The organism is Mycobacterium sp. E735, assembly GCF_001666955.1.
GTDB lineage: Bacteria > Actinomycetota > Actinomycetes > Mycobacteriales > Mycobacteriaceae > Mycobacterium.
This window is the reverse complement of sequence record NZ_LZIX01000159.1, coordinates 1-3,734: the sequence shown is the minus strand read 5'-3', so window position 1 is coordinate 3,734 and position 3,734 is coordinate 1. Positions and strand designations below refer to the sequence as shown.

General features: G+C 70.8%; 1 protein-coding gene and 1 pseudogene. One reads left to right on the top strand and one right to left on the bottom strand.

Features of this window, described 5'->3' with window-relative positions:
- Positions 1 to 255, bottom strand: a pseudogene (locus A5704_RS12600) (histidine kinase); the annotation flags it as partial.
- Between the two features lie 135 nt (positions 256 to 390).
- On the opposite strand from A5704_RS12600, the gene A5704_RS12595 reads away from it, so the two are divergent.
- Positions 391 to 3,734: BTAD domain-containing putative transcriptional regulator (locus tag A5704_RS12595; protein WP_156737667.1), on the top strand; the 3,344-nt coding region annotated here is incomplete at its 3' end.

Here is a 3,734-nt window from a genome sequence, read left to right as displayed (position 1 = left end):
GACGAAGGCGCCATCGGGAGCGCGGATGCCCAGGGCTGCGTAGCGGCAGGCGGTCAGCTCCATCGCCCCCTCGACGATTCGGTGCAGGGTCACGTCGAGGTCGAGGTCCGAACCGATTTCGCTGATGACCCGAACCAGTTGTTCCATCTGGTCGCGGGCTTCCACCAGCTCGTCGAGCTGCTCATGGATCTGGCTGACCAACTCACGCCGGCCCTGCCAGGTGAACGCCGAACCACCTCCCCCTTCATTGCCCATGGATACAAACCTAACGGTTCAGACTGGCCGGCCCTAGGGTGGCGGTGGGCTTCGGCGCGAAGCGCGCTTTACTCGATCTTGACCATGCATTGAATCGCCGCACCGACGATGACTGATGTGAGTACGCTTCCATCGGTGGAACTGGGGGTTTTGGGACCTCTGCAGGTTCGGCTAGGCGGGGCGCCCGTCGTCATCCCGGGCGCCAAACCTCGCGCGATCCTTTCGATGCTGGGGCTGCACGGCGGGTCCGTCGTCGCGGCCGACACGCTGGTCGAACTGCTCTGGGGCGAGGACCCACCGCGCACCGCGGCCAAGGCGCTGCAAACCCACATCTCGTCCTTGCGTCGCGCGCTGGGTGACGGCTTCGTCTTGACGGCGGGCGCGGGCTGGACCCTGGCCGAGACGCAGGTGGACGCCGCGCGGTACAAGTCGGCCGCCCGGCTGGGACGCGACGCCGCCGCCGCCGGTGACATCGGCCAGGCGGTGGCCCGGTTCGAGGAGGCACTTGCCCTCTGGCGCGGGATCCCGGAGCTGCCCGACAGCCGGCGAGGGACCTCCGAGAAAACGCGGTGGATCGAGGGCCATGCGGCGCTGGTGGAGGATCGCGCCGACGCGCTGCTCGCGACCGGCCGGGCCGCGGAGATCATCGGGGAGCTCGAGGCCGCCGTCGCCGACGCGCCGCTGCGTGAGCGGCGGTGGGGCCAGCTCATGCTCGCGCTGTATCGCGCCGGCAGGCAGGGCGAAGCGCTTGGCGCATACCAGCGTGCGCGCGCGCTGCTGGCCGACGAATTGGGCGTCGACCCCGGCCCCGAGCTCCGCCGGCTGGAGGCCGCGATCGTCGCACAAGACTCCTCGCTGGAAACACCTGCCGCACAGCAGCTTTCGTCGGTCACTCGTGCTGTCACCTTCCTGCTGACCGACATCGAAGGGTCGACGGCCGCGTGGGAGGCGGACGCGGCGGCCATGGCGGTGGCACTGGCACGACACGACGAGCTCGTCGAACAGGTCGTGACGTCGCGCGGGGGGCGGCTGATCAAGACGCGCGGCGAGGGTGACGCGACGTTCTCGGTTTTCGATCGGCCCTCGGCGGCTGCCGCCGCGGCTATCGAGCTTCAAGACGCGATCGTGCACGAGCCGTGGGCGCTGCGTGAGCCCATGCGTATCCGCGTGGCTTTGCACACCGGGGAGGTCGAGCTCCGCGACGGCGACTACTTCGGTCGCGCCGTCAACCGCGCCGCTCGCCTCCGGTCGCTGGCCGGCGGCGGCCAGATCTTGTGCTCGGGCGCGACGGCGGAGCTCGTCATCGACTCGCTGCCCGACGACGTTGTGCTGGCCGACCTGGGAACTCGCCAACTGCGCAACCTGGCGCGCCCGGAACACGTTTTCGAGCTTCAACTGCTCACCGCCGACGACCCCGGTCCGGCGGCTCCCACCGAGCCGCCGCTGGAACGCCCCAGCCTGCCTGCGGTGCTCGCCGGGCGCGGCCCGTTCGTCGGGCGGGGCCACGAGCTCGAGCGACTGGCTTCGGGCTGGCAGACCGCGCTCGCCGGGGGGACCAACGCGATGCTGATCGCCGGGGAACCGGGGGTTGGCAAGACACGCCTGGCCGGCGAGTGGTCCCGGCAGGCCCACGACCAGGGCGCACTCGTGATCTACGGCCGATGCGACGAGGACCTCGGCGCCCCGTACCAGCCCTTCGCGGAAGCGCTGCGTTCGCTGGTGCCGTGCCTGGGTGCAAGCGGGCTCCGCGGGCTGCGTGGCGTGGAGGCGCTACTCACGCTCATTCCCGGGCTGACCGATGTCCTCCCCGATCTGGCGGCACCGACGCGGGCCGATCCGGACACCGAACGCTATGCGCTGTTCGACGCGGTCGTCGCGCTGCTGGCGATGGCTTCCGCGCGCGCGCCCGTCGTGCTGATCCTCGACGACCTGCACTGGGCGGCCAAGCCCACGCTGCTGCTGTTGCGGCATCTGCTGCGTTTCGGTGAGCAGGCCCGGCTGCAGATCATCGGCACGTATCGCAGCACGGATCTCGACCGCGCCCACCCGCTGGCCGCGATGCTCGCCGACTTGCACCGCGACGGCACCGCCAGCCGTTTGGCGCTGAGCGGTCTCGACGAGGACGACGTGACCGCTTACGTCGCGGAGGCCGGCTACAACGACGAAGAGCTGGCCCGGGCATTGGCCTCGGTCACCGGAGGCAACCCCTTCTTCCTCATCGAGGCGCTGCGCCACGTGGACGAAAGCGGCGGCCGCTGGGACCAGAGCACCCTGCCCCAGGGGGTGCGCGAGGCGGTGAGCCGCCGTCTTTCGCGGCTTCCGGCAGAGGCCAACAAGGCGCTCGCCGCAGCCGCTGTCGTCGGGAGCCGGTTCGCGCTGGAACTGGTCGAACGCGTGGTCGGCGACGACCTGGTCGATGCGTTCGACGAGGCGTGTAAGGCAGGCATCGTCATCGAAGAGCCCGGCGGCCGGTACCGGTTCAACCATGCGCTGGTTCGGCAGTCGCTGCTGGCCGAATTGCCGTCGGTGCGGCGCATGCGGTTGCACCAGCGCATCGCCACCACGTTGGAAAGCGAGCCCGGCGCCGACGAGGAACTGCTCGCCGAACTGGCGTATCACTACTTCGAATGCGCGTGGGCGGGCAACGCGGCGAAGGCGGTCGAATACTGCCGGCGCGCGGCGGATCAGGCGATGACGCGGCTCGCCTACGAGGGCGCGGCCGACCTCTACGACCGCGCATTGCACGCCCTTGAAGAGATCGACGACGAGCTGCCCGACCGCGACGACCAGGTTGCCGCGCTGCTGATCGCGCGCTGCGAGGCTCTGCTGGCCGCGGGTGACGTGGCGTCGGCGGCCAGTGCCGTCGCTCAATTGCAAACGGCCACGGTCGATTCCGCCCAACTTGCGGCATGGGCGACATGCTTCGACGGCCAATTGTCGATGCTGGTTCACCCCGAGCGGCTCGACGAGGTCGAGGCCGCGGTGGGCGCCGCCGCCAACAAACTGGCGGAATTGGGCGATGCCGCAGGAGAAGCGAAGGCGCACACCGTTCGTGCCGGGTGCCTGGCCCGGCTGGGCAGGATCGGCGACTGTGAGATCGCCCTGGACGACGCCCTCACCGCGGCGCGGCGCGCCCGCGAACACCGCCGGGTGAACGCGGTGCTGGCCCAGGCGCCACTCGCCGCGCTCTGGGGCCCCAACCCGGTGCCGCGCGCAGGAGGCCGGTGCCTGGACGTGGTGCGGCTGCTGCGCATCACCACCGACTCGCCCGCGGTCGAGGCGACGTCGACACGCTGCCAGGCGGTGTTGGAGGCCTTCCGCGGGCGGGCCGCGGCGGCGCGACGCATGATCGACTCGGCCCGCCGCACGGTCACCGAGCTCGGCCTGCGCCATGCCCTCGTCGAGGTCGAGCAATTCGCCGGAATCGTCGAACTGGTGGTCGAGGAGCCGGCCGCGGCCGAGGCGTACCTGCGCAAGGC